This is a genomic window from Paradevosia shaoguanensis (assembly GCF_016801025.1).
Lineage (GTDB): Bacteria > Pseudomonadota > Alphaproteobacteria > Rhizobiales > Devosiaceae > Paradevosia > Paradevosia shaoguanensis.
The window spans coordinates 4,218,346-4,241,688 of the sequence record NZ_CP068983.1; the positions used below are offsets into that span (position 1 = coordinate 4,218,346).

The 23,343-nt window shown below is 63.2% G+C and carries 21 protein-coding genes and 2 tRNA genes; 9 read left to right on the forward strand and 14 right to left on the reverse strand.

What is annotated here, in order from left to right; translation table 11 throughout:
* Window positions 1–96 precede the first annotated feature (96 nt).
* The 3 genes from JNE37_RS20475 to JNE37_RS20485 are packed head-to-tail and all read left to right on the forward strand — an operon-like array spanning window position 97 to window position 3,323.
* Window positions 97–1,146: a cysteine synthase A gene (locus JNE37_RS20475; protein WP_203064617.1), complete on the forward strand. Its 1,050-nt coding sequence runs from the start codon at window positions 97–99 to the stop codon at window positions 1,144–1,146.
* A complete protein-coding gene (gene cls / locus JNE37_RS20480; RefSeq protein ID WP_203064618.1) occupies window positions 1,143–2,588 on the forward strand; it encodes a cardiolipin synthase in 1,446 nt (481 codons plus the stop codon). Before JNE37_RS20475 ends, cls begins: the two co-directional genes overlap by 4 nt.
* An 18-nt stretch (window positions 2,589–2,606) precedes the next feature.
* A complete protein-coding gene (locus JNE37_RS20485) occupies window positions 2,607–3,323 on the forward strand; it encodes an alanyl-tRNA editing protein (RefSeq protein WP_203064619.1) in 717 nt (238 codons plus the stop codon).
* A gap of 129 nt (window positions 3,324–3,452) precedes the next feature.
* Here the strand turns inward: JNE37_RS20485 and JNE37_RS20490 are convergent, their stop codons facing one another.
* From JNE37_RS20490 to JNE37_RS20510, 5 genes are all read right to left on the reverse strand, one after another.
* Window positions 3,453–4,484, reverse strand: coding sequence for an amino acid ABC transporter substrate-binding protein (locus tag JNE37_RS20490; RefSeq protein ID WP_203064620.1), 1,032 nt, complete (start codon window positions 4,482–4,484; stop codon window positions 3,453–3,455).
* 123 nt (window positions 4,485–4,607) lie between these two features.
* Window positions 4,608–5,405, reverse strand: a complete 798-nt coding sequence (locus JNE37_RS20495; RefSeq protein ID WP_281394924.1) for an amino acid ABC transporter ATP-binding protein — start codon at window positions 5,403–5,405, stop codon at window positions 4,608–4,610.
* Between the two features lie 5 nt (window positions 5,406–5,410).
* Window positions 5,411–6,544, reverse strand: a complete 1,134-nt coding sequence (locus tag JNE37_RS20500) for an amino acid ABC transporter permease (protein ID WP_203064621.1) — start codon at window positions 6,542–6,544, stop codon at window positions 5,411–5,413.
* Between the two features lie 4 nt (window positions 6,545–6,548).
* Complete coding sequence (locus JNE37_RS20505; RefSeq protein WP_081899727.1) at window positions 6,549–7,739, reverse strand: amino acid ABC transporter permease; 1,191 nt, start codon at window positions 7,737–7,739, stop codon at window positions 6,549–6,551.
* Between the two features lie 105 nt (window positions 7,740–7,844).
* Complete coding sequence (locus tag JNE37_RS20510) at window positions 7,845–8,864, reverse strand: amino acid ABC transporter substrate-binding protein (RefSeq protein ID WP_035037460.1); 1,020 nt, start codon at window positions 8,862–8,864, stop codon at window positions 7,845–7,847.
* A gap of 224 nt (window positions 8,865–9,088) precedes the next feature.
* On the opposite strand from JNE37_RS20510, the gene metC reads away from it, so the two are divergent.
* The gene (gene metC, locus JNE37_RS20515) at window positions 9,089–10,276 is read left to right on the forward strand and encodes a cystathionine beta-lyase (protein WP_246513388.1); all 1,188 of its coding nucleotides are present in this window, start codon (window positions 9,089–9,091) and stop codon (window positions 10,274–10,276) included.
* Here the strand turns inward: metC and JNE37_RS20520 are convergent, their stop codons facing one another.
* Window positions 10,277–10,996, reverse strand: a complete 720-nt coding sequence (locus JNE37_RS20520) for a phosphatase PAP2 family protein (protein ID WP_203064622.1) — start codon at window positions 10,994–10,996, stop codon at window positions 10,277–10,279.
* A gap of 86 nt (window positions 10,997–11,082) precedes the next feature.
* Here JNE37_RS20520 and JNE37_RS20525 point away from each other — a divergent pair.
* The 3 genes from JNE37_RS20525 to JNE37_RS20535 all read left to right on the forward strand — a co-directional run bounded on the left by JNE37_RS20525 (window position 11,083) and on the right by JNE37_RS20535 (window position 12,502).
* Window positions 11,083–11,159, forward strand: a tRNA-Pro gene (locus JNE37_RS20525).
* A 25-nt stretch (window positions 11,160–11,184) separates the two neighbouring features.
* Window positions 11,185–11,490: an ETC complex I subunit gene (locus tag JNE37_RS20530; RefSeq protein WP_035037643.1), complete on the forward strand. Its 306-nt coding sequence runs from the start codon at window positions 11,185–11,187 to the stop codon at window positions 11,488–11,490.
* A gap of 130 nt (window positions 11,491–11,620) precedes the next feature.
* Complete coding sequence (locus JNE37_RS20535; RefSeq protein ID WP_203064623.1) at window positions 11,621–12,502, forward strand: TraB/GumN family protein; 882 nt, start codon at window positions 11,621–11,623, stop codon at window positions 12,500–12,502.
* A 421-nt stretch (window positions 12,503–12,923) separates the two neighbouring features.
* Here JNE37_RS20535 and JNE37_RS20540 read toward each other — a convergent pair whose 3' ends face one another.
* The 8 genes from JNE37_RS20540 to JNE37_RS20575 all read right to left on the reverse strand — a co-directional run bounded on the left by JNE37_RS20540 (window position 12,924) and on the right by JNE37_RS20575 (window position 21,644).
* Complete coding sequence (locus JNE37_RS20540) at window positions 12,924–14,069, reverse strand: Gfo/Idh/MocA family protein (protein ID WP_203064624.1); 1,146 nt, start codon at window positions 14,067–14,069, stop codon at window positions 12,924–12,926.
* A 43-nt stretch (window positions 14,070–14,112) separates the two neighbouring features.
* On the reverse strand, window positions 14,113–15,168 hold the full coding sequence (locus tag JNE37_RS20545) for a sugar phosphate isomerase/epimerase family protein (RefSeq protein WP_182400229.1): 1,056 nt from the start codon (window positions 15,166–15,168) through the stop codon (window positions 14,113–14,115).
* A 142-nt stretch (window positions 15,169–15,310) separates the two neighbouring features.
* Window positions 15,311–16,456, reverse strand: a complete 1,146-nt coding sequence (locus JNE37_RS20550) for a Gfo/Idh/MocA family protein (protein WP_203064625.1) — start codon at window positions 16,454–16,456, stop codon at window positions 15,311–15,313.
* Window positions 16,457–16,460: 4 nt separating this feature from the next.
* Window positions 16,461–17,210: a sugar phosphate isomerase/epimerase family protein gene (locus tag JNE37_RS20555; protein ID WP_203064626.1), complete on the reverse strand. Its 750-nt coding sequence runs from the start codon at window positions 17,208–17,210 to the stop codon at window positions 16,461–16,463.
* A 185-nt stretch (window positions 17,211–17,395) separates the two neighbouring features.
* Window positions 17,396–18,478 carry an ABC transporter ATP-binding protein gene (locus tag JNE37_RS20560; protein WP_203064627.1) on the reverse strand — a complete coding sequence of 361 codons (1,083 nt, stop codon included), beginning with the start codon at window positions 18,476–18,478 and terminating at the stop codon, window positions 17,396–17,398.
* A 3-nt stretch (window positions 18,479–18,481) separates the two neighbouring features.
* Window positions 18,482–19,384, reverse strand: a complete 903-nt coding sequence (locus JNE37_RS20565; RefSeq protein ID WP_203064628.1) for a carbohydrate ABC transporter permease — start codon at window positions 19,382–19,384, stop codon at window positions 18,482–18,484.
* Window positions 19,381–20,325 (reverse strand): carbohydrate ABC transporter permease, encoded by a 945-nt coding sequence (locus JNE37_RS20570; protein ID WP_379125335.1) that lies wholly within the window; start codon window positions 20,323–20,325, stop codon window positions 19,381–19,383. Before JNE37_RS20570 ends, JNE37_RS20565 begins: the two co-directional genes overlap by 4 nt.
* 68 nt (window positions 20,326–20,393) lie before the next feature.
* A complete protein-coding gene (locus tag JNE37_RS20575; RefSeq protein ID WP_035037441.1) occupies window positions 20,394–21,644 on the reverse strand; it encodes an ABC transporter substrate-binding protein in 1,251 nt (416 codons plus the stop codon).
* Window positions 21,645–21,852: 208 nt separating this feature from the next.
* On the opposite strand from JNE37_RS20575, the gene JNE37_RS20580 reads away from it, so the two are divergent.
* Both JNE37_RS20580 and JNE37_RS20585 read left to right on the forward strand, forming a co-directional pair.
* Entirely contained in the window at window positions 21,853–22,911 is a 1,059-nt protein-coding gene (locus JNE37_RS20580; RefSeq protein ID WP_035037437.1) for a LacI family DNA-binding transcriptional regulator, read from the forward strand.
* 47 nt (window positions 22,912–22,958) lie between these two features.
* Window positions 22,959–23,035 (forward strand) — tRNA-Arg (locus JNE37_RS20585).
* Window positions 23,036–23,343: the final 308 nt, after the last annotated feature.

Here is a 23,343-nt window from a genome sequence, read left to right on the forward strand (position 1 = left end):
GAACGAACGGAAAAGCCATGGCTTTTAGAGGACTTGGGCCTTGTTTGGCTCGTCCACCGTCCTTACCATCCCATCGATCCAAACACGGCAAGCCATATGACCAAGCACAAAGACCTGATCTCCGCCATTGGCAACACGCCTCTCATCCGCCTCAACCGCGTGTCCGACATGACGGGCTGCGAAATCTGGGGCAAGGCGGAGTTCCTCAACCCCGGTCAATCGGTCAAGGACAGGGCTGCGCTCTATATCATCCAGGACGCCGTCAGGCGCGGCGCCCTGCGCCCGGGCGGCACGATCGTGGAAGGCACCGCCGGCAATACCGGCATCGGCCTCACCCTCGTTGCCAACGCGCTCGGCTACAAGTCCGTCATCGTCATCCCCGACACGCAGAGCCAGGAGAAGAAGGACGCCCTCCGCCTCTACGGTGCCGAGCTGATCGAGGTCCCGGCCAAGCCCTACAAGAACGCCAACAACTACATCAAGGTGTCCGGCCGCCTCGCCGAACAGCTCGACAAGGAGCTCGCGGGCGGCGCCATCTGGGCCAACCAGTTCGACAATGTCGCCAACCGCCAGGCCCATGTCGAAACCACCGGCCCCGAAATCTACGACGCCTTCGACGGCAAGCTCGATGGCTTCATCTGCGCGGTCGGCTCTGGCGGCACGCTGGGCGGCATCGCCATAGCGCTCAACGAGCGCGATCCCGACATCAAGATCGGCCTCGCCGACCCCGAGGGCGCCGCGCTCTACAGCTACTACACGACCGGTGAACTCAAATCCTCCGGCAACTCGATCACCGAGGGCATCGGCCAGGGCCGCATCACCGCCAATATCAGGGACCTCAAGGTCGACATGCCCTTCCAGATTCCGGACGCGGAGGCCCTGCCCTACGTCTTCGATCTCCTCGAGCATGAAGGCCTCTGCCTCGGCGGCTCCAGCGCCATCAACATCGCCGGCGCCGTCCGCATGGCGCGCGAACTCGGCCCGGGCAAGACCATCGTCACCATCCTCGCCGACTACGGCAACCGCTACCAGTCCAAGCTCTTCAACCCGGCCTTCCTGCGCGCCAAGGACCTTCCCGTGCCCGCCTGGCTCGAACGCGAACCCAGTATCGACATCGCCACAGTGTTCGAACCGGCCGAAGCATGAGCGGCGCGCCGCTGGCCGTCTTCTTCGAGCATCTGGACATCGTCGCCTGGTTCCTGGCTGCCAACTTCCTGCTGGCCGCCGCCTGCGCCATCCGCGAGGTGATGAACTCGCGCACCTCGCAGGGCTCCATCGCCTGGCTGCTCTCTCTGATCATGCTGCCGTTCCCCACGGCCTTCCTCTACCTGATCTTCGGCTGGAAGCTCTTCGACGACTACGACACCGTCCAGACCCATAGCGGCCGCCGGGCGCGCGCAGAGCAGGCCGCGGCGCTCAAGCTCACCGATCCCGAAACGACCAGTCAGTGGCCGGTCCTCGCCAATGTCGCGCAGATGCCCTTCCTGCGCGGCAACGACACCGAACTCCTCATCGATGGCGAAGCCACCTTCGCCTCGATCTTCGCCGGCATCCGCCGGGCGCAGGACTATATCCTCATCCAGTTCTACATCATCCGCGACGACCGCCTCGGCCAGCAGCTGGCCGAACTCCTCATCGAGCGCGCCCGCGCCGGCGTCACCGTCCGTATCCTCTATGACGATGTCGGCAGCAACGGCCTGCCCCTCGCCTATCTCCAGCGCCTGCGCGATGCCGGCGTCCAGGTCGCCTCCTTCAACCAGCGCCACCCGTTCCTCAGGATCTACGGCCCCACCCGCATCAACTACCGCAGCCACCGCAAGGTGGTGAGCGTGGATGGCAAGGAGGCCTGGGTCGGCGGCCACAATGTCGGCGTCGAATATCTTGGCGAAGACCCGCGCTTCGGCCATTGGCGCGATACCCAGGTCCACGTCACCGGCCCTGCCGCGCTCGCCGTCAGCCTTGTGTTCCGCGAGGATTGGGAATGGGCCACCGGCGAACGCCTCGTCGCCACCATGCCCGACGATGTCGAAATGCCCGGCGACCAGCCGGTCCTCGTCATGCCCACCGGCCCCGCCGACAAGCTCGAAGGCTGCGCCATCGCCTTTACCGAAGTCATCGCCCGCGCCCGCAAGCGTCTCTGGATCGTCAGCCCCTATTTCGTGCCCGGCCTCGACGTGCAGACCGCCCTCTACGCCGCCGCCCTGCGCGGCGTCGAAGTGCGTCTCCTGCTGCCCAAGAAGCCCGATCACATCCTCGTCTGGCTCGCCAGCAATTCCCACGCCGACCAGATGATCGGACACGGCATCTCGGTCTACCGTTACCTGGCGGGCTTCCTGCACGAGAAGATCATCCTCGTCGACGACACCATTGCCGGGGTCGGCACGGTCAACTTCGACAACCGCTCCTTCACCATCAATTTCGAGTGCACCCTCTGGTTCACCCACCCCGATATGATCGCCGCGGTGGATAGAATGCTTGACGCAGACTTCGCCGCGTCCCACGAAACCAGGCTGGAGGATGTACGCGCCCAGCCCTGGCTGCAACGCTTCATCGGGCACGCCGCGCGTCTCTTCTCGCCGATTCTATAAACTGGACGTTTTCTTTCGATGACGCAGTTCCTGTTCCGCGACGATGCCTATCTCAAATCCGCCGAGGCGACGGTCACCGCCCTCACGCCCGAAGGCGGCATCGTGCTCGACCGCACCATCTTCTACGCCACGTCCGGCGGGCAGCCCGGCGACAGCGGCACCATCGAAGGCGACGACGGCACGACGCTCAGCATCGCCACCGCCGTTCACCCCGATGGCGACAAGACCGCCATCGTCCACGTCCCCGCCGCCGACCAGCCGCAGCTTCGCATCGGCAACACGCTCCGCCTCAACCTCGATTGGGATCGCCGCTACCGGCTGATGCGCATGCACACCGCCCTGCACCTGCTCTCGGTCGCCTTCCCCTTCCCGGTCACCGGCGGCTCGGTCGGGGCCGACAAGGGCCGTCTCGATTTCGACATGCCCGAAGTCCCCTCCGACCTCGACGCCCTCGAAGCTCGCCTCAACGACTTCGTCTCCGCCAACCACGCCGTGACCACCGAATGGATCACCGATGAGGAAATGGCCGCCAACCCCGACCTCATCAAGACGATGAACGTGAAGCCCCCCATGGGTCAGGGCCGCGTCCGCCTCGTCCGCATTGGCTCGGTCGACCTCCAGCCCTGCGGCGGCACCCACGTCGCCACCACCGCCGAAATCGGTCCCCTCAAGCTGGGCAAGATTGAAAAGAAGGGCTCGATGAACCGCCGCGTGAGCCTGCTGTTCGCGGAATAGGCAACTCGCCCGGCGCAGAGCGATAGAGGAAACCTCAAGGCCGCAACCCAACTCTCCTCCCCGGCAAACGCCGGGGCCAGGAGAACGGTTCAACCCTGAATTGCTCTTAGGTGAGAAACGCCCTCGCGCTCACCTTACCGGCGGCGCATACAGCAGGCCGCCATTCGTCCAAAGCGAGTTCTGCCCGCGCGAGAGCGAAGCCCCCGTCTGTGGCCCGAAATTGCGCTCATAGAGCTCGGCATAGTTCCCGACCGCCCCGATCACCCGCGACATGAACTTGGGGTCCAGCCCCAGCGCCGTCCCGAAATCCCCTTCGAGGCCCAGGAGCCGCTTGATCGCCGGATTGTTCACCGTCGACATGGATTCGATATTCCGCGACGTGATCCCCAACTCCTCCGCCTCGATGATCGCGAACATCGTCCAGCGCACGATCTCGAACCATTGCTCGTCGCCCTCGCGCACCACCGGCCCGATCATCTCCTTGGTGATGCGTTCGGGCAGGATGCGATGCGTTGCGGGTTCCGGCAGGCTGCGGCGGATGGCGTTGAGCCAGCGCGCCGGCGCCGCCACCGCGTCGCACAGCCCCGAGCGATAGGCCACGCCCAGGTCTTCGAGGTCCTGGTACAGCACCTCGGTATAGCTCGCCTGATTTTCAAAGAAGAAGTCGCGCACCGCGATCTGCTCGTCGCTGCCGTCGATCAGGCACACCGATACGTTGTCGAGCTCGTAGGCCGAAACCGCGCCCAGGCTCTGCGGCACCATGAAGGCTTCGCCATCGAAGAACATGGTCGTCACATAGCTCGCGCCGAACCCGGTATCGCGCTTGAGCGTCCAGGGTGCATTGCGCGAAAGCATGTCGACCTGGCCTGTCTGCAGCAGCGCAAACCGGCTGTCTCCGCCCAGCGCACGAAATTCCACCTTGTTGGGATCGTTGAGCACCGCCGCCGCCACCGCGCGGCAGAGATCGACGTCGAAGCCCGACCAGGCCCCGTCCGCCATCTGTGCGAAGCCCGGCAGCGCCCGGCTGGCCGCGCAGATCAGATGTCCGCGCTCGCGCACCGTCTTGAGCGTCGGCCCCGGATCGGCGGCCAGCGCCGGCAGGACCAGACACCCCAAAGCGAACAGCGCGCCGACCAGGCGCGCCGCAGCCGATTTCAGCAATGACTCGACAGGAACCAAACAAAGCCGGCCGGCGGCCGCTCCTAACTTGTCGGCCATATTGGCATGGAAGACCGGTGGGTCAAGGCGTAAGCGCCCTGTTGCCCACCGGCATTTCCGGCGTCGCTAGTGCAGAATCTGGCTCAGGAACAGCTTCGTCCGCTCATGCTGCGGGCTCGAGAAGAACGCCTCCGGCTCGTTCTGCTCGATGATCTGCCCCTGGTCCATGAAGATCACGCGATTGGCCACCTGCCGCGCGAAACCCATTTCGTGCGTCACGCAGAGCATGGTCATCCCATCCTCGGCGAGGCCCACCATCACCTCCAGCACTTCCTTGATCATTTCCGGGTCGAGCGCCGATGTCGGCTCGTCGAACAGCATGATCTTGGGGTTCATGCACAGTGACCGGGCAATCGCCACGCGCTGCTGCTGGCCGCCCGAGAGTTGGCCCGGAAACTTCCGCGCCTGCTCGGGAATCTTGACCCGCTCCAGGTAATGCATCGCGGTTTCCTCGGCCTGGGCCTTGGGAATGCCGCGCACCCAGATCGGCGCCAGCGTCAGGTTCTGCAGGATCGTCAGGTGCGGGAAGAGATTGAAGTGCTGGAACACCATCCCCACCTCGCGCCGCACCTCGTCGACCCGCTTGAGGTCCGAGGTGAGTTCCACCCCGTTGACGATCACCTGCCCCGTCTGGTGTTCCTCGAGCCGGTTGATGCAGCGGATCAGCGTGGATTTACCCGAGCCCGAGGGCCCGGCGATGACGATTCGCTCCCCGCGCATCACCTTGAGGTTGATGTCGCGCAGCACGTGGAAATCGCCGAACCACTTGTTCATGCCGATGATTTCGACGGCCACGTCGGTATCCGACACATTCATGTGGCTGCGATCGATCTCGTGATCGACAGTCGTATCTGAAAGAGACATGAGCCTTACCTCTTGTGGCCGGTGTCGAGCCGCCGTTCCATATATTGGGAATAGCGGGAGATCGAGAAACAGAACATCCAGAAGACGAACGCGGCAAAGACATAGCCGGTGACCGCCTGTGTCGGGGACGCCCATTCCGTCAGCGACGTCGAGGACTGGACCGCGCGCAGCAGGTCGAAGAGCCCGACGATGTACACCAGTGACGTATCCTTGAAGAGTGCGATGAAGTTGTTCACGATCCCCGGGATCACGTGCTTGAGCGCCTGCGGCAGGATGATGAGCCCCATCCGCTTCCAGTAGCTGAGCCCGAGCGCCGAAGCCGCCTCGGTCTGCCCGCGCGGTATCGCCTGAAGCCCGCCGCGCACCGTCTCGGCGAGATAGGCCGAGGCGAAGAGCGTCACGCCGACCAGCGCACGCAGCAGCTTGTCGAAGGTCATCCCCACCGGCAGGAAGAGCGGCAGCATCACCGAGGCCATGAACAGCACCGTGATGAGCGGCACCGCCCGCCAGAGTTCGATGAAGCACACGCAGAGCGTCTTGATGATCGGCAGCTTCGATTGCCGTCCCAAAGCCAGCAGGATGCCGATCGGGATCGAGCAGGTAATGCCCACGATCGAGATGATGAGCGTGATCATGAGACCGCCCCACTTCTCGGTGGTCACGATCGGCAGCCCGAACGCGCCGCCCATGAGGAGGTAAAAGCTCACCACCGGCAGCACGATGAAGAACAGCAACGCGTTGGTGCGCTTGAACGGCAGTCCCGGCCAGAGCAGCGGTATCAGCAATATCGCCGTCAGCGCGAAGACCAGCGTCGGCCGCCAGTATTCTTCGGCCGGGTAGAACCCGAACATGAAGAAGTCGAAGCGGTCGGCGATATAGATCCAGCAGGCCCCCACATTCTCGAACCGGCACGCCGCGCCCTTGAGCCCTTCCGGGTCCGAGAACACCGCATTGCCGATGAAGAAGTTGTAGAGCCCGGGGATCACCCAGAGCACAAAGGCCACCGCCACCACTGTCAGCGCCACGTCGCTGGGCGAGGAGAACAGGTGCTTGCGCGCCCAGGCCCATGCGCCCAGCCCGCGGGCCGGCGGTCGTTGCGGGGTAAGGATTTCGGAACGAACGAAAATGGCGTCGCTCATGGCCTCACCTCTCCACCAGCGCTACGCGCGCATTGTACCAGTTCATGATCGCCGAGGTGGTGAGCGAGAGCGTGAGATAGACCACCATGGTGAGCGCGATCACCTCCACCGCCCGCCCCGTCTGGTTGAGCGTCGTGCCCGTAAAGACGTTGACCAGTTCGGGAAAACCGATGGCTGCGCCGAGCGAGGAGTTTTTGGTGAGGTTGAGATACTGGCTGGTGAGCGGCGGAATGATCACCCGCATGGCCTGCGGAATGACCACCAGCCGCAGCCGGTCGTTGTCGCGCAGCCCGAGCGCTTCGGCCGCCTCCGTCTGCCCGCGGTTGACCGCCAGAATCCCCGCCCGCACGATCTCTGCGATGAACGCCGCCGTATAGATCGAGAGGCCGAAGACCAGCGCCACGAATTCCGGCGGCAGCTCGATGCCGCCCACATAGTTGAAGCCCTTGAGTACCGGCGGGTTCCAGTCCAGATGCGCCCCGCTCACCATCCATACGATGCCCGGCAGCACGATCAGCACCGCCAGGAAACTCAGGAACACCGGGAAACGATCGCCCGTCGCCTCCTGCCGCTTGCGCGCCCAGGCCCGCAGCGTCAGCCCGAAGACGACGGCAATGCCGGCGGCGATGATCACCCACCAGAACCGCGCATCCGGCAACGGCTGCGGCACCCAGAGCCCGCGCTGGTTGAGCACGAACGTCTCGAAGAACACATGGCTCTGCTTGACCGCCGGCATGGTCTTGAGCACGGCGAAATACCAGAAGAAGAGCTGGAGCAGCAGCGGGATGTTGCGCACGACCTCGACGTAGAGCGTCGCGAGCCGCGCGATGATCCAGTTCGAGGACAGCCGCGCTATGCCCAGAATGAAGCCGACGATCGTGGCGAAGAAGATGCCGATGATCGAAACCAGCAGCGTGTTGGTGATGCCGACCAGGAACGCTTCCCAGTAATAGGACGCGCGGTCGAACGGAAACAGCGAGAAGCTGACGTTGAAGCCTGACGTCTTCCAGAGGAAGTCGAAGCCCATCGTCTTGTTCTGGGCCGTGAGGTTGGCAACCGTGTTCTGGATGATCCAGGCGAAGAACAGGATCACGGCCACCACGACCACGATCTGGTAGAAGTAACCGCGGAAGCGCGGGTCGTTTACGATGGATGTACGAGGCGGATCGCTCCGCAGGGGCTCGATTACTGCCATAGGCGATTTTCCCTCTCGTCGGGGTGCGAAAGCGATGGGGAAACGGGCCCCATCAGACGCAAAGGCCCGGCGCCTCTTTTCGAGGGGCCGGGCCCGGTTGCCGACTTAGCGGATTGGAGCGGCGTATTGGATGCCGCCGTCTTTCCAGAGGGCGTTCAAGCCGCGGGCAAGCCCGATCGGCGTATCGGGGCCGACGTTCCGGTTGAACGATTCTCCGTAATTGCCGATGTTCTTGATGATCTGGTAGGCCCAGTCCTTGGTGAGCCCGATCGGCGTACCGAAGTCGCCTTCCACGCCCAGGAGGCGCTTGATCGACGGGTTGTCCGATCCCAGCATTTCATCGACATTGGCCTGCGTCACGCCGAGCTCTTCGGCTTCGAGCAGTGCGAAATACGTCCAGCGGTTGATGTTGAACCACAGGTCGTCGCCCTGGCGGACCACCGGCCCGAGGGGTTCCTTCGAGATGATTTCCGGCAGGATGATGTAGTCGTCCGGATTGGCGAACTTGGAGCGTTCCGCCGCAAGCGCCGAGGAGTCCGTCGTATAGACGTCGCAACGCCCGTCTTCGAACGCCTTCACCACTTCGTCCTGGTCGACGAAGACGATCGGCTTGTATTCGAGGTTGTTGGCCGCGAAATAGTCGGCGGCATTCAGTTCCGTCGTCGTGCCCGACTCGATGCAGATATTGGCGCCGGAGAGATCGAGCGCGGACGCGATACCGTCCGACTTGCGCACCATGAAGCCCTGGCCGTCATAGAACACAGTGCCGATGAACTTGATGCCCAATTGGGTATCGCGGCTCATCGTCCAGGTGGTCGTACGTGAGAGAATGTCGATTTCACCGGACGAGAGCGCGGTGAAGCGTTCCTGCGAGGTCAGCGGCGTATAGCGGACCTTGGAGGGGTCGTTGAAGATCGCAGAGGCTACGGCGCGGCAGAAATCGACTTCCAGTCCGCTCCAGTTATTATTGGCATCCGGTGCTGAAAAGCCGGCAACGCCACCGGTAACGCCACACTGGATATAGCCCTTAGCCTTTACGTCGGAAAGAGTATCTGCGCTGGCGGCGGTTACTGCCGTAGCACCTAGTACGGCCGCAACTACGGCCGATAGGATGTGTTTATGCATCTTTATTGCCTTTGTTTCCTGACCCTGTCTTTACCGATTGGATGGACGTTTTGCCCCGTCCACTCGTAGCGTACCGCCACCTTTGAGGTTGGTTCGGATGCTGATAAGTATCGAAAAGGCATTTCGACACCACGTCAAGCGGAATGGCCCGTTTTGGACACACAAAGTGAGCAAACAACACTCACAATGTGCGCGTGACTTTTTTTTGTGCAGGAGTTTTGCCGGTGCCCCGGAAGACTGATATCGCCTCCTCTCACCCGGAAGCCGTTGAAACTACTCTCACTCACACCGGACGAACCCCAGACGAGCATTTCGGCTTCGTCAACACGCCCGTCTACCGCGGCTCCACGGTCCTCTTCAAAAATCTGGCGGCGCTCGAATCCGAGCAGCAGCCCTATGTCTATGGCCGCGCCGGCAACCCCACCACGCGCCAGGTCGAGGAGATCGTTACCGAGCTCGAAGGCGCGCACGACACCCAGCTCGTGCCCTCCGGTCTCGCCGCCATCACCGTCGCGCTGCTGAGCTGCCTGTCGACGGGCGATGAAGTCCTCATCACCGACAGCGCCTACAACCCGACACGCAATTTCGCCCTGCAATTCCTCACGCGCATGGGCATCACCCATCGCTTCTACGATCCGCGCATCGGCGCCGGCATCGCCGACATCATCGGCGAGAACACCAGGGCCATCTTCACCGAAAGCCCGGGCTCGGTGACCTTCGAGATCCAGGACCTCCCCGCCATTGCCGCCGTCGCCCGGCCGCGCGGCATCAAGGTGCTCATCGACAACACCTGGGCCACGCCCCTCTTCCATTCCCCGCTCAAGCTCGGCGCCGATATCGTCATCCACACGGCCACCAAGATGTTCGTCGGCCATTCCGACGCCTTCGGCGGCACCATCTCGGCCAATGCCGAATCCTGGCCCGATGTCGCCAGGACCCGCGCCCTTCTCGGCTTCTTCACCGGTGGCGATGAAGCCTTCCTCATCGCCCGCGGCCTGCGCACCCTTGCTGTGCGCATGAAGGAGCATGAGCAGCGCGCGCTCGAAATGGCCAAGTGGCTCGAAGGCCACCCCGCCGTGAAGCGCGTCATCCACCCGGCCCTGCCCAGCCACCCGGATCACGCCATCTTCAAGCGCGATTTCTCGGGCTCCGGCAGCCTCTTCGCCGCCATCCTGCATCCGCAGTCGCACGACAACCTGGCGGCTTTTCTCGACAACATGCAGCTCTTCGGCATGGGCTATTCGTGGGGCGGCTACGAAAGCCTCTGCATCCCCAGCAATCCCACGCGCATCCGCACGGCCGTGCCGTGGGCGGAAGACGGTACGCTCATCCGCCTGCATATCGGTTTTGAAGGCATGGGCGATCTCAAGCGCGACCTCGAAGCCGGCCTCGACCGCTACCTGGGCAAGTAGTCAGCCCGCCTGCAACGCGAACTTGCGCCGCTCGACGCTCCCGTCGGCGGCGCGGGCAAACACCCATCCGCGCCGGGCGAAATAGAGCCGCACGAAATAGGCGCCCATCGTCCCCAGCACCGCGCCCGCCACGACGTCGGTGGGGTAATGCATCCCCACCGCCAGTCGCGACACGCCCACTAGCACCGCCACCACGATGGCCGGCCAGAAGAGCTTCGGCCAGAGAAAGCTCACCACCATCGCAAAGGCAAAGATCGTGGTCGAATGCCCCGATGGAAAGCTCTGGAACTGCCAGTCGTTGAAGATGCTCTGGAACGCCAGCGTCCCGTTGCCGTCATAGACCACCGGCCGCGCCCGCCCGATCAACCGCTTGGCGATATTGGCGACGAGCCCCGGCAGCCCCACGCCGATGAAGACGAACGCCCACATCCCCGCCGCATGGAAAAGCGCCGCCTTGGACTGCTCCCGCCGCGAAATCAGCGCCAGCGCCATGCAGACGACGAACAGCGCCAGCGACGGGATCAGGATCCAGTCCGAAAGCCCCAGTTCCGTGATGGTTGCGAAGAACCCGGCAAAGGGTTCCGGCCAGGCATGGGCCGTCACTGACACCACATGGTCGATCGGCGCCAGCAGCGCCAGCACGACCACCAGGCCAAGCAGGAAGTACGGCCAGTTGCGGCTTTTGATGCCGAAGGGAAGCGGCTTGCTCAATGCTGTCATGGCGAAGGATCAATGCGATTTTGGATCGCGCGTCAACTGCCCTTGCCCTTTCCGCAAAGACCTTGTAACCGAGGGTCACGATTGTTCGGGGTATAGCTCAGCCTGGTAGAGCACCGGTTTTGGGAACCGGGGGTCGAGTGTTCGAATCACTCTGCCCCGACCATCGCGTTGCATTTGTCGAGGAACAGATGACGGCACGCATTTTCCGCCCTGCCCCCAATGCCATGCAGTCGGGCCGCGGCAATTCCAGGCAATGGATTCTGGTGTTCGAGCAATCGAGCCCGCGCGAGATCGAGCCCCTGATGGGCTACACCTCTTCCAGCGATACCCGCGCCCAGGTCCGGCTCGAATTCGATACGCTCGAACTCGCCGAGGCCTATGCCCACCGCAACGGCATTCCCTATGCGGTCCAGCCGGCGCACGACGCCACCCCCAAGCGCAACAGCTACACGGACAATTTCCGCTCCGATCGCAAGACGCCCTGGACCCACTGAGCTTTATAGAAGCTCCACCCCTGTCAAGCGCCGCCCTCGTGCGGCGCTTTTGCTTTGCCGGCCATTATCGCTTGCTCGTCCGGCCTCACCTTGTAGTCTGCCGGCATTGATAACGGACGGGGGCTCGCGAGTGACTCTACGGCTCGGATTGGCGAAGGCTTTCGCCACCTGCTGCATCTGGATCGGCTGCGCCGCCGCCGCTCAGGCCTTGCCGCCGCTATGGTCGGTAGCCGACGACGATACCAGGATCTGGTTCTTCGGCTCCGTCCACATTCTCCCCGAAGACACGCAATGGCGCTCCGACGAGTTGGAAACCGTGCTGGCCGCCGCCGATGCCGTCTATTTCGAGGCCCCCCTCCAGCTCTCCGACCAGGAGCGGCTCGGCGCCGAAACCCTCAAGCTCGGTCTCGTCGACAGCGGCACGCGCCTCCTCGATAGCCTCGCCCCCGAAGAAGCCGCCATCGTCGAGCGCGCCGCCAAACTAGCCGGCGTCCCCATGTCCGGGCTCAACATCTGGAAACCCTGGATGGCCGCCAACCTTCTCACCACCCAATACGCCGCCAAGCAGGGCTACGATTTCATGGCCGGCGTCGACATGACCCTGCAGAACGAAATTCCGCTCGACCAGCAGCGCTACTTCGAGACCATCGACGAGCAGCTCCATTTCCTGGCCGATATGCCCGCCGACAAGCAGATCGACCTCCTCCTCACCACCGCCCGCGACCTCGACCGCAACCCCGACTCCCTCAACCTCATGGTCTCCGCCTGGGAAAAGGGCGACATCGCCGAGCTCGAATCCACCTTCCTCGAAAGCATGGAAGCCGCTGACCCGAGCTGGAACGACACCCTGCTCAAGGAGCGCAACGAACGCTGGGTGGCCGAGATCAAAAGCCTGCTTGCCGAAGAACCCGGCAACTTCCTCGTCGTCGTCGGCGCCGCCCACCTCATCGGCAAAGACAGCGTCCCCACCATGCTGGAAGCCACGGGCCTCAAGGTCGAGCGCGTGCAATAGGCCGGACGGCTGGCAGCAGCGCCTCGCCCTCGCCCCATCTTCCCCGGCGAAAGCCGGGGCTCAGGGGTGCCTCAACGCCCACCGGACGAAGTTATCCCCGCCTCTACGCGCGACCTCACACTACGAAAACCCTCGCAGCCCCGCTGCGCCAGCCGGGCCCCCTCAAAAAACATTCCCGAAATTGCTCCCAAACCCGCGCAAAACCCGGGAAACATTCGTCAAAATTGCCCGAAATTGAGTCAAAATTTAACGATTCATCGGAACGCACAAGAAGACATACATAGCAATATCAAATAGTTACAAGATAGTCTTGAGACAGATTGCGAAGAAAAACCGCTCTTTCGCAAAACCACGCCACCGGCACAAAAAAACGCGCCAAGCCCAGCTCAGCGCGCTCCACTTCCCGAACCGTCCCGACCACTCAAACGTCGGTCAGCTTGGTCCACTTCCCATCGTTCTTGCTCGATTGCACGGCGGCTGTAATGAATTCCATCCCCTCCACGCCATCGGCCAGCGATGGCAGCAGCCCGGCATAAGCCTTGCCGTTCCCCCGGATTACCTCGGCGAACTGGCTGTAGAGCGTCGCGAACGCCTCGAGATATCCTTCGGGATGCCCGCTCGGAATGCGCACGTTCATCGCCGGCGCCACGTTCCCCGCAATCGAGCCGCCGCGCGTCAGCAACTGCCGCGGCTTGCCGAACTCGGCGAACCACATCTCGTTGGGGTTGGCCTGCACCCACTCGATGCTGCCCTTCTCGCCATAGACGCGCAGCTTGAGCCCGTTCTCGTGCCCCACCGCCACCTGGCTCGCCCAAAGCGCACCGCGTGCACCGCCCTGGAAGCGCAGCGAAATCTGGACGTTGTCGTCCAGCTTGCGCCCCTTGACGAAACTCGTCAGGTCCGCCGACAGCGCATCGAGCTTGAGCCCGGTGACGAACCGCGCCAGGTTGTAGGCATGGGTGCCGATATCGCCGATCGCCCCGCCCGCGCCCGAGCGCTTCGGGTCCGTCCGCCAGTCGGCCTGCTTGCTTGAAACCGGCTCCGTCAGCCAGTCCTGCGGATATTCCACCTGCACGATGCGGATCTTGCCCAGCGCGCCCGACTTCACCAGCTCACGCGCCTGCCGCACCAGCGGGTAGCCGGTGTAGTTGTGCGTCAGCAGGAACTTGGCGCCCTTCTTCGGCTTGATCGCCGCCAGCGCCCGCGCATCCTCCAGCGTCGAGGTCAGCGGCTTGTCGCAGATCACATGGATGCCCGCCTCGAGGAACGCCTTGGCTGGCCCGTAGTGCATGTGGTTCGGCGTCACGATGGCCACGGCCTCGATGCCGTCCTTGCGTGCCGACTCCCGCGCCGCCATCTCCTCGTAGCTCGTATAGATGCGGTCGTCCGCCAGCCTCAGGTTCTTGCCGGATTCGACGGCCACGTCCGACCGTGACGACAGTGCGCCGGCCACCAGCTCGTAGTCGTCGTCCAGCCGGGCCGCAATGCGGTGCACGTAGCCGATGAACGCCCCCGTACCACCGCCGACCATCCCCAAACGAATGCGCGGCGCGCCGTTCTCTGCCATCGGACCTCTCCTCCTCGTTCCGTATCAGCCATTGGCCAGGGCGCTACGATAGCCCCAGCAGCTTCCTGTTCGCAGCCCTGTCGGTACCGGCGCCCGCGAAATCGTCGAACGCCTTCTCCGTCACGTTGATGATGTGCGCCGCGATGAACGGCGCCCCCTCGGCCGCGCCCTGCTCCGGGCTCTTGATGGCGCACTCCCATTCGAGCACCGCCCAGCCGGCGAAGTCATATTGCGAGAGCTTGGAGAACACCGCCCCGAAATCCACCTGCCCATCGCCCAGCGAGCGGAACCGCCCGGCCCGGTTCACCCAGCTCTGGAACCCGCCATAGACGCCCTGGCGCCCCGTCGGGTTGAACTCGGCGTCCTTGACGTGGAACATCTTGATCCGCTCGTGGTAGATGTCGATGTAGTCCAGATAGTTGAGCTGCTGCAGGATGAAGTGGCTCGGATCGTAGAGCAGGTTCGCGCGCGGATGGTTGTTCACCCGCTCCAGGAACATCTCGTAGGTCACCCCGTCATGCAGGTCCTCGCTGGGGTGGATTTCGTAGCACACGTCCACGCCCACCTCGTCGAACGCATTGAGGATCGGCGTCCACCGCCGCGCCAGTTCGTCGAACGCCTCCTCGACCAGCCCTGCCGGCCGCTGCGGGAACGGATAGAGATAGGGCCAGGCCAGCGCCCCGGAAAACGTCGCGTGCTCGGTCAGCCCGAGATTGCGCGATGCCTTGGCGGCATTGAGCAGCGTCTGCACCGCCCATTCCTGCCGCGCCTTGGGATTGTTGTGCACTGCCGGCGGCGCAAAGCCGTCGAATAGCGTGTCATAGGCCGGATGCACCGCCACGAGCTGCCCCTGCAGGTGCGTCGACAGCTCCGTGATCTTGAGCCCGTGCTTCTCGACCGTCCCACGAACTTCGTCGGCATAGGTCTTTGAATTGGCTGCCTTCTCGAGATCGATGAAGCTCGATACCCAGGTCGGTATCTGCACGCCCTTGTAGCCGAGCTCCGCTGCCCAGCCGCAAATGCCGTCGAGCGAATTGAACGGCGCCGCGTCTCCCGCGAACTGCGCCAGGAAGATGGCCGGTCCCTTGATGGTCCGCATGATGGTTCTCCCCCTCGGGGCCCGCTCCGCGCCTAGGCTGCTGCGCGCCCTCTCTGACAAAGAAGAGCCGGCGAAGATGCCCGCCAGCCCGTTGTGCTTGCACCAGTCTTGGGTCGAGCCCCAAGGCGAGTCAATGGATCGCTCAGGCCTTGAGCAGCAGCCGGGCCTCGTCCGGTCCCAACGCGGCCGGACGCTCGCAGGTCGTGGACAACGTCACCACCTTGCCGGTTTCGCCGGCCTCGAGGATCGAGAGCATCACGTCCACCGCATGCAGCGCCACGTCCAACCCGCACCGGGCCGACTTGCCGGTCTCGATCGTGTCCATCATGTCCGCCAGGCCCGCCGCGCGGTAATTGGCGAAAGCCGGTCCGTTCGGACGCTCCCAGTTCGCCTGGCCGAGCGGATGGTCCCAGGACGCCACGGTCTCCTTGACCCCTTCCTTGTCGGCGACCACCAGGTCGCCCGAGAAGAAGTTCGGGTCCGGCACGTAGAGCGAGCCTTCGGTGCCATAGAGCTCGATATTGTGGTGCCCGTGGCTGAACACGTCCCAGCTCGCGCCCAGCGTGATGATGGCTCCGCTGTGGAACTCCAGCACCGCATGGATCGTCGTCGGCGTACCCACCTTGATCTTCGTGCCGCGCAGCGGCGAATCCGGCGTCGTGATCGTCCGCTCGGCATTGGCCGAACCGGTAAAGGCCGTCACCCGCCGGATCGGCCCGACCAGGCTGATAAGGTCGGTGATGTAATACGGCCCGAGGTCAAGGATCGGCCCACCGCCCGGCTGGAAGAAGAAGTCCGGATTGGGGTGCCAGTGTTCCATGCCCCGGCTCAGCACGTGCATCGTGCCCGAGGCGATGCGTCCCACCTTGCCGCTGTCGATGATCTGGCGCGCCTGCTGGTGCACCCCGCCCAGGAACGTGTCGGGCGCCGAGCCGACCTTGAGGCCTTTCTCGTCCGCCAGCTTCTTGAGTGCCTTGCCGTCGGCCACCGACAGCACGAAGGGCTTTTCCGAATAGGCGTGCTTGCCCGCCGAGACGATATCCTTGGATACCGCATAATGCGCCGCCGGCACCGTGAGGTTCACGATGACGTCGATCTCGCTGTTCTTGAGCAGCTCCTCAGGCGTCTGCGCCTTCACATGGAAGGCATCCGCCTGCTTCTTGGCCGCTTCCGGCACGATGTCGGCGATCGCGCGGACGTCGAGATTACGGAACAGCGGCGCGAGCTTGAGATAGGCCGTCGAGATGTTGCCGGCACCCATGATGCCGACGCCGTAAACCTTGCTCATCTCGTCAGGCCCACTTGCTTGCGGTTGCGATCGAGCGCGAGGCGAAGCGTTCGATGTCGGACGGGTTGTCGTGCTCGGCCACGAAATATTGCGCCGCCGTACGCGCCTTCACGTCCTTGATGAGATTGTTCCAGCCCAGCGTGCCGAAGCCCACATCGGCCCAGCCGTCTTCATTGGTGTTCTCGCCTGCCGGCGCGATGTCCTTGACGTGCACGGCCGTGATCCGCTTCCCGTACTTGTCGAACCAGGCCAGCGGGTCGGCCTTGCCGCGCACGATCCAGGCGACGTCCGCCTCCCATTCGATATTGGGCGCGTTCTCGAGGATCAGGTCGATCGGCAGGTGGCCGTCGGTGGTTTTGACGAACTCGAAATCGTGGTTGTGCCAGCCGAAGGCATAGCCCTCCTTGTTGAAGGCCTCGCCGGCCTTGGCCAGCGTCTCGGCCAGCTTGAGCCAGCCGGCATCATTGGCGCTGCGCTGGTCGGGGTGAATCCACGGACAGAAGATCTTCTTGATGCCGAGCTTTTCGGCAATCCGCAGCGCACTGGCGATATCCTGCACCTGGTCGAGCCCGAAATGGCCGGTGGGGTGCGCCAGCCCATGTTTCTTGAGGCTCGCCGCCAGGCCGTCGACATCGGCATAGAGCCCGCCGAAGCCTTCGACCTGCGTGTAGCCAAGCCGCTTGAGCATGGCGAGGATATCGTCGAGCGGCGGATAATTCCGTGCGCTGAAAAGCTGGAACGAGAAGTCCTTCATAACTGCCTCTTGCGAAAACCGCGTGACCGGAGGGAATGCACGCGACGTAGCCTATGGAGCGAGCACCGTCTTGCCCGGCGGGCAGGAGAAGCGCTCGTATGGTAAGAACGCGCCGCCATGGCGCGAAATTGTGGGACAAGCACAGACGCCCGCGGCGGCGGAGCGCCTGTGCCCGCGCCCCCAAACTAGATGCGATCCCCGCTCTGCGCGTCGAACACCGAGCCGCGTGCCGGATCGAACCCGATCGTCACCTTCTGCCCGGCGTGAAGCTCGATTTCGGCCGCTGCGCGGAAGGTCACCGAATGGCCGCCGAGCCTGGTCCAGGCAATCGTGTCTGCCCCCATGGGCTCGACGAGTTCGATATCGACGTCGGCGCTGAACGGCAGCGCCTTTGCGCCCGCCCCGACAGTCACATGCTCAGGTCGAATGCCCAGCACGGCCGCGCCGGTCTTCACCGCCCCATCTTCCCAGCCATAGTCGTTGAGCGGGATCCTGACGCCACCTGTCTCGAACGTGCCGTCATTGCCGACCTGGCCATTGAGGAAGTTCATCGACGGGCTGCCGATGAAGCCGGCGACGAAGAGATTTACCGGCTTGTTGTAGATCGTGTGCGGCGTATCGAATTGCTGGATGACGCCGTTGCGCATGATCGCGATCCGATCGGCCAGCGTCATGGCCTCGATCTGGTCGTGTGTCACATAGATCATCGTGTTCTTGAGGCGCTGATGCAGGCGCTTGATCTCGACGCGCAGGTCCGAACGCAGCTTCGCATCGAGGTTCGATAGCGGCTCGTCGAACAGGAACACGTCCACATCGCGCACCAGCGCACGGCCGATCGCCACGCGCTGCCGCTGTCCGCCCGAGAGCTCGACCGGCCGCCGCTTGAGCAGCGGCTGGATCTGGAGGATTTCCGAGGCGTGCTTCACGCGCGCATCGATCTCCTCCTTCTTGAACCCCGCCACGCGCAGGCCGAAGGAGAGGTTCTTCTCCACGCTCATCTGCGGATAGAGCGCATAGGACTGGAACACCATGCCGATACCCCGGTCCTTGGGTTCGTCCCAGGTCACGTTCTTGCCCGAGATGAAGATCTGTCCCGCCGAGATGTCCAGCAGTCCGGCGATACAGTTCAGAAGGGTCGACTTGCCGCAACCCGAGGGCCCGAGCAGCACGATGAACTCGCCCCGCCCGACTTCGAGGTTCAACTTGTCCAGCACCGTGACGGCGCCGTAGTTGAGCGACAGGTCCCTGATATCTACGCTGGTAGCCAATTGTCAGCCTTTCACGGCGCCGGCAGCGATGCCGCGGACGAACCACTTGCCGGAGACGAAGTAAACGATCAGCGGAACAGCGCCCGTGAGCACGGTGGCCGCCATGTTGGTGCTGTATTCGACCGTGCCGGTCGAGGTGCGCACGATGTTGTTGAGCTGGACCGTCATCGGCATGTTCTCGCGCCCGGCGAAGACAAGTCCGAAGATGAAGTCATTCCAGATGCCGGTGACCTGCAGGATCACCGCGACGATGGCGATCGGTACCGACATCGGCAGCATCACCGAAAAGAAGATGCGCCAGAACCCTGCCCCGTCTACGCGCGCCGCCTTGAAGAGTTCTACCGGCAGCGAGGAGAAGAAATTGCGGAACAGCAGGGTCAGGATCGGCATGCCGAAGATGGTATGCACGATCACGATGCCCGGCAGAGTCCCGAAGAGCCCTACGCGGCTCAACCCGAAGATGATGGGATAGACCAGCACCTGGAACGGCACGAACGCCCCGAACACCAGGATAGCGAACATCAGTTCCGCGCCTCGGAAACGCCAGAAGCTCAGCGCATAGCCATTGATCATCGCGATGACGATCGAGATCGGCACAGAGAGCAGCGTGATCTTGACCGAGTTGAAGAAACCCGGCGCCAGGCCGGTACAGGCGACACCCGTACAGGCCGAACTCCACGCCTTGACCCAGTAGTCGAAGGTCGGCTGGGTCGGCAGCGCGAAGATATTGCCTCCGCGGATCTCGTTCATCGACTTCATCGACGTCATGATCATGACGATGAGCGGAATGAGGAAGAACAGCGCGGCGATGAGAAGGAAGGCATAGATGCCGACCCGCGCTGCCGTAACCTGCTTGGGCCTCGGGCCAGACGGCTCGATGCCGGCCGATGCTGAAATGGCGCTCATGTGGTCCTCCCCCGGCGCGAGGCGCGCCAACGGTAGACCGCCTGGACGATGATCAGCACGGCGATCGGCAGCAGCATGCAGGTGGCCGCCGCCATGCCGTGGCCGACATTTCGCGAATTGATGTTGTCGATGACGTAGGTCGCCGGCATCTGGGTCGAGATGCCCGGGCCGCCGCCGGTCATGGCGATGACGATATCGAAGGTGCGGACGACGTTGACGACCAGCAGCACCAGCGCCGTGGCCACGGCGCCGCGCATCATAGGCACGACGATGCTGATATAGGTCCGCCAGGTCGGAATGCCGTCGATACGGGCCGCCTTCCAGATTTCCTCATCCACGCCGCGCAGGCCGGAAAGCAGGATCGCCATTGTCACGCCCACCCCGTTCCACACGCTGGCAACGACCATGCCCAGGAGAGCCGTATTGGAATTGGCCAGCGGAGCGAAGGTGAAGTCGGTGTAGCCGAGGCTGCGCACGAATGCCTGGAAACCCCAGTTCGGGTCGAGCATCAGCTGCCAGACCAGACCCGTGATCACCGCCGACAGCGCGAACGGATAAAGGAACACCGTCCGGAATGCGTCTTCCCCGCGGATACGCTGGTCGATCGCCACCGCCAGCGCAAAACCCAGCCCCAGGCACAGGGCAATGTGCCCGAAGCCGTAGAACCAGATGTTGATGACCGATTGCTGCCAGCGGGGCGTCGCCCACAGGATCTCGTACTGGCGCCAGCCAACGAAGTTGAAGCTGGGAAAGAGTTTGGAGTTGGTGAAGGAAAGCACCACCGTAAAGGTGATACCGATGACGAAGACGCCAATCGCCACGATCATCATGGGTAGTGTCCCGATGATGGCCGAAAGCTTGCCAGCTAGTCGCCGGCGACCGGCTCTCGCTTTGAGCTGACGCTGTGTGAGCGCCTGCTCTGTCGCAACAGTCGTGGTCACGCGCTGATCCCCGCATGAAAAGACAGAAGAAGGACGGCGGCCCGGATCAACCGGACCGCCGCATCAAATCACTCGGCGTTCTTGAGCAGTTCGACGAACTGCGCCTGAGCGGCTTCCGGAGTGGTGTTCGCGTTGTAGATCAGGTCCGAGAAGATGGCGTTCTGGGCCGTAGCGAAGGCCTCGTTACGCCACACGTTCTGGTCGGGAACAACGGCACCCGGCTGCTTGAGGACTTCGATTGCCTTCTTCATGCAATCATTGGCCAGCGACAGGTCAACGTCGTCACGGATCGGAGCGGAACCCTTGGCCGTGTTGAACATGGCCTGAACCTGCGGATTGACCATCATCGAGGCCAGCGACAGCTGGGCGCGCTCGACATCCGGATCCTTCTGCTTAAAGAACACGAAGATGTCGCCGCCGATGCGGACGTTCTTGGCATCAGGCAGCAGCGGCCCGAGGAGGCACGCATAGTCCACGCCCGGCTTCTGGCCGGCAACCTGGAATTCGCCCTGGGCCCAGTCGCCCATGACCTGGAGAGCGGCTTCGCCCGAGATCACCAGCGAGGTGGTATCGGACCAGCTGCGGTTCGGCGAACCCGGATCGGCATAGCCGCCGAGAGCCTTGAGCGTCTGGAAGGCCTTGAGCACTTCCGGGCCACCGGCAAGGTCGAGATCCTTGTCTTTCCAGATCTTCTCGACATTGGCAGCGCCGAGCTGGGCGAGGATGAGCTGGTTGGCCATCAGGCTCACCTGCCAGCCGCCACCGTCACCGCCGATGGCGAACGGAATGACGCCGGCATCCTTCAGCTTGGGCAGGTCGGCAATGTACTCGTCCCAGGTCGAGGGAACTTCGAGGCCGGCCTTCTTGAAAGCGGGGATCGAGGCCCAGGCCCAGTTGTTCATGTGGATATTGACGGGCACGCACCACCACTTGCCGTCGATCTTGCACGGGGCAACGGTCTCGGCGGGGCGGATGAATTTGTCCCAGCCCTCTTTCTCGGCGAGCGGGGTCAGGTCGAGCAGCAGGCCGGCGGAGATCAGTTCTTCATACTGACGGCCGGGGTTGAACTGCGCCGCATCCGGCGGATCACCACCGAGTGCACGCTGCATGATCGCGGCACGAGCGGTTTCACCCAGGGCGATGGCATTATCCACCCACTTGTCGCCGGTCTTGTCGAATTCCTTCGCAAAGACCGAGACGGCCGCCTGCTCGCCACCGGATGTCCACCAATGGATGACTTCGACGTCCGCCGCCTGCGCGATCGAAACGCCACCGAGCATCGCAGCGGCCATGAAGGCCACCGCCGAAATATTCTTCATAATGTTTCCTCCCAACGGTCCCGGAGCAAATCGCTCCACGAGGCCACCGGCCGACGCCATCCTCCTGGCATCGCCGATCGCATGTAATCGATTACACAGCACATCCTCGTGCGCCAGTGCAATCGATTGCATTACATTCAGACACTTCTTGCGCAGCTGTCAAGATCGATTTAGACAGGACCTATTCGCAATGGCGACGGAGGCGCTGTTGAGCCCGTCCCCAGCATCGAAAACCCCGACAATTCAAGATGTTGCCCGCAGGGCCGGAGTCTCTGCCGCAACTGTAAGTCGGGCACTGAGCGCCCCTGAAAAGGTCTCCGACAGTACGCGCGCCAAGGTTACCGAAGCCGTCGAAGCAACCGGCTACGCCATCAACCAGGCAGCCCGCTCCCTGCGTATGCGCGAAGCCCGCACGATCCTTGTCGCCATCCCCAATATGGGCAACCCGTTCTACTCGACGATCATGGATTCGGTCGTCCGGGAGGCCACGTTGCGCGGCTACGGCGTCCTTGTCGCCAATCGTGTTGGTAACGATCCCACCCAATGGCTGCGGGACTATTTTTCCTCCAACCGCGCCGACGGCCTGCTGCTCTTCGATGCATCGCTTGAACTGGGTCACCTGCCCGAACCGCCGCGTCAGAAGGGCCTGCTCCCGCTCGTGCTCTCCTGCGACGAGATCATCGACGGTGGCTTCAACCTGGTGATGACCGACAATCGCGCCGGCGCCGAGCGCGCTACGCGGCACCTCATCGACCAGGGCCATACGCGAATCGGCCACATCTGCGGCCGCCTCGTCCACCAGTTTCCCAATGAGCGCCTGCTCGGCTTTCAGGACGCGATGCGCAAGGCGGGCCTGCCGATCCGTCAGGATTGGCTCTTTCCCGGCGATCACAGCATGGTCGCAGGCGTCGATGCCGGCGATCGGTTCCTCGCCCTGTCGGATCGCCCAACCGCCCTCTTCTGCGCCAACGACGAGTCGATGATCGGCTTCCTCTCGCGCACCAGGGCTCATGGCATCGAATGCCCGCGCGACATTTCGCTTGTGGGCTTCGATGACATCAACATCGCCGAAAACTACTGGCCGCCGCTCACCACCATGCGCCAGCCCCGCAACGAACTCGGCCGCGTCGCCACCGCCACGCTCATCGACATTCTCGAGGGAACGGCGCCTTCGGGCGAAGGCCTGCGCATCGTCCTCCCCTCCGAACTCATCGTCCGCGGCAGCACCGCTCCCCTGCCCGCTACTCGCCAGGCCGTTGGCCTGTAACTTTGTCTTTTGCATACGCGCCGCTTGCGCTAAACGGGTGCGCCAGCGGTCCCGTAGCTCAGCTGGATAGAGCAGCAGCCTTCTAAGCTGTTGGTCGGAGGTTCGAGTCCTCCCGGGATCGCCAAACACTCGGTGTTGAATTGCCATTGGTTTTGCCCAAACCACCATTCTAACAGCCAGTTAGACGAGATTTTTACCGAAATTACAGGTGTTTGCAGACCTCTCGAATAGTTTGGCCCAGATTGAACTTTGCCTGGCCTTAGCGGCAGGCTCGCCGATACGATCTTTGAGGCAGCTCAATCCCAAGCCACGGAACGAGCACTGCGTTCGGCGTTGCCTGATCGCGCCGAGCGTTCTGCCACTCATTTGTTAGCGGGGAGATGGATCTTCAGCCGGTGGGCGCACCTCGCATAACTCGTCACTCACGGCGAA

What these genes read in the sequence shown, in the direction of transcription:
- JNE37_RS20545 (WP_182400229.1), bottom strand. Translation starts at nt 15,168, where the DNA reads ATGCGGACCATCAAGGGACCGGCCATCTTCCTGGCGCAGTTCGCGGGA.
- JNE37_RS20510 (WP_035037460.1), bottom strand. Translation starts at nt 8,864, where the DNA reads ATGCATAAACACATCCTATCGGCCGTAGTTGCGGCCGTACTAGGTGCT.
- JNE37_RS20575 (WP_035037441.1), bottom strand. Translation starts at nt 21,644, where the DNA reads ATGAAGAATATTTCGGCGGTGGCCTTCATGGCCGCTGCGATGCTCGGT.
- JNE37_RS20520 (WP_203064622.1), bottom strand. Translation starts at nt 10,996, where the DNA reads ATGACAGCATTGAGCAAGCCGCTTCCCTTCGGCATCAAAAGCCGCAAC.
- cls (WP_203064618.1), top strand. Translation starts at nt 1,143, where the DNA reads ATGAGCGGCGCGCCGCTGGCCGTCTTCTTCGAGCATCTGGACATCGTC.
- JNE37_RS20485 (WP_203064619.1), top strand. Translation starts at nt 2,607, where the DNA reads ATGACGCAGTTCCTGTTCCGCGACGATGCCTATCTCAAATCCGCCGAG.
- JNE37_RS20505 (WP_081899727.1), bottom strand. Translation starts at nt 7,739, where the DNA reads ATGGCAGTAATCGAGCCCCTGCGGAGCGATCCGCCTCGTACATCCATC.
- JNE37_RS20555 (WP_203064626.1), bottom strand. Translation starts at nt 17,210, where the DNA reads ATGAAGGACTTCTCGTTCCAGCTTTTCAGCGCACGGAATTATCCGCCG.
- JNE37_RS20530 (WP_035037643.1), top strand. Translation starts at nt 11,185, where the DNA reads ATGACGGCACGCATTTTCCGCCCTGCCCCCAATGCCATGCAGTCGGGC.
- JNE37_RS20565 (WP_203064628.1), bottom strand. Translation starts at nt 19,384, where the DNA reads ATGAGCGCCATTTCAGCATCGGCCGGCATCGAGCCGTCTGGCCCGAGG.
- JNE37_RS20475 (WP_203064617.1), top strand. Translation starts at nt 97, where the DNA reads ATGACCAAGCACAAAGACCTGATCTCCGCCATTGGCAACACGCCTCTC.
- JNE37_RS20500 (WP_203064621.1), bottom strand. Translation starts at nt 6,544, where the DNA reads ATGAGCGACGCCATTTTCGTTCGTTCCGAAATCCTTACCCCGCAACGA.
- JNE37_RS20540 (WP_203064624.1), bottom strand. Translation starts at nt 14,069, where the DNA reads ATGGCAGAGAACGGCGCGCCGCGCATTCGTTTGGGGATGGTCGGCGGT.
- JNE37_RS20495 (WP_281394924.1), bottom strand. Translation starts at nt 5,405, where the DNA reads ATGTCTCTTTCAGATACGACTGTCGATCACGAGATCGATCGCAGCCAC.
- JNE37_RS20550 (WP_203064625.1), bottom strand. Translation starts at nt 16,456, where the DNA reads ATGAGCAAGGTTTACGGCGTCGGCATCATGGGTGCCGGCAACATCTCG.